The organism is Escherichia sp. E10V10, assembly GCF_004211985.1.
Classification (GTDB): Bacteria; Pseudomonadota; Gammaproteobacteria; order Enterobacterales; family Enterobacteriaceae; genus Escherichia.
The window spans coordinates 1-1,095 of the sequence record NZ_RHJO01000054.1 but is presented as its reverse complement, the minus strand read 5'-3'; the positions used below and the strand labels follow the sequence as shown (position 1 = coordinate 1,095).

2 protein-coding genes and 1 pseudogene are annotated in these 1,095 nt (G+C 59.1%); all 3 read left to right on the top strand.

The features are described from left to right. A pseudogene (locus D9736_RS23225) lies at positions 1–85 on the top strand (baseplate assembly protein); the annotation flags it as partial. Continuing rightward, positions 85–510, top strand: a complete 426-nt coding sequence (locus D9736_RS23220) for a phage GP46 family protein (RefSeq protein WP_000424732.1) — start codon at positions 85–87, stop codon at positions 508–510. The pseudogene D9736_RS23225 and the gene D9736_RS23220, both read left to right, overlap by 1 nt. After that, a partial coding sequence (locus tag D9736_RS23215; RefSeq protein ID WP_130259268.1) for a baseplate J/gp47 family protein occupies positions 497–1,095 on the top strand: 599 nt, incomplete at its 3' end. The genes D9736_RS23220 and D9736_RS23215, both read left to right, overlap by 14 nt.

Sequence of the window (1,095 nt, the reverse complement as noted above, 5' to 3'; positions counted from 1 at the left end):
GCGGCTTGCCTATAACGGGCATCGTCACAGAGAGAACGGTCAGGGCAGTAACACCGACAAACCTGATAAAGCGATGGAGGCATGATGGAACTGTGGCTGACGGTGAACGGTAAACGCACCTGCGCCAGCGCACCGCTGGATCCGCTGACCCGCGCCGTGGTGATTTCCCTGTTTACCTGGCGGCGGGCGGAGCCTGATGACAACGCCGACGTCCCGATGGGATGGTGGGGGGATACCTGGCCTGCGGTACAGAATGACCGTTACGGCTCCCGACTGTGGCTGCTTCAGCGCAGCAAACTGACCAATCAGCTGGTGCAGACGGTAAGGGGGTATATCCGCGAATGCCTGCAATGGATGATTGATGATGGCGTGGTGTCCCGTATTGATCTGGATATCCGCCGCACCGGGATTAATGAACTGGGTAACAGTATCACTCTCTGGCGTCGTGACGGACCGGTAATGATTTCTTTTGATGATCTGTGGAGTGCGATAACGCATGGCGGACAGTGAATTTCAGCGCCCGACGCTGGCAGAAAATATCAGTATGCTCCGTAACGATTTATTCGCCAGGCTGGACGTCAGCGACACGCTCCGGCGCATGGATGAAGACGTGCGGGCAAAGGTGTATGCGGCGGCGCTGCATACGGTTTACGGTTACATCGATTATCTGGCAATGAACATGCTGCCTGACCTGTGCGATGAGTCCTGGCTGGCGCGACATGCTGCGATGAAACGGTGTCCGCGCAAGGGGGCCACGGCTGCCAGCGGGTATATGCGCTGGGAAGGTGTCAGCGATGGCCTGAAGGTGACCGCCGGGAGTGTTATTCAGCGCGATGACCTGGTGCAGTACACGGCAACTGCCGATGCAACCAGCTCCGGTGGTGTCCTGCGCGTGCCGATCGCCTGCTCAAGTGCAGGCGCGGTCGGTAACGCTGACGACGGTACGGCATTAATCCTGGTCACGCCGGTGAATGGTCTGCCGTCTTCCGGCGTGGCAGATACACTGACAGGCGGATTTGATACTGAAGAGCTGGAAACGTGGCGCGCCCGCGTCATTGAGCGGTATTACTGGACGCCGCAGGGCGGGGCTGACGG

Excerpts from the sequence above, each read along its gene's own strand:
- D9736_RS23220 (WP_000424732.1), top strand. The coding sequence starts at position 85 with ATGGAACTGTGGCTGACGGTGAACGGTAAACGCACCTGCGCCAGCGCA.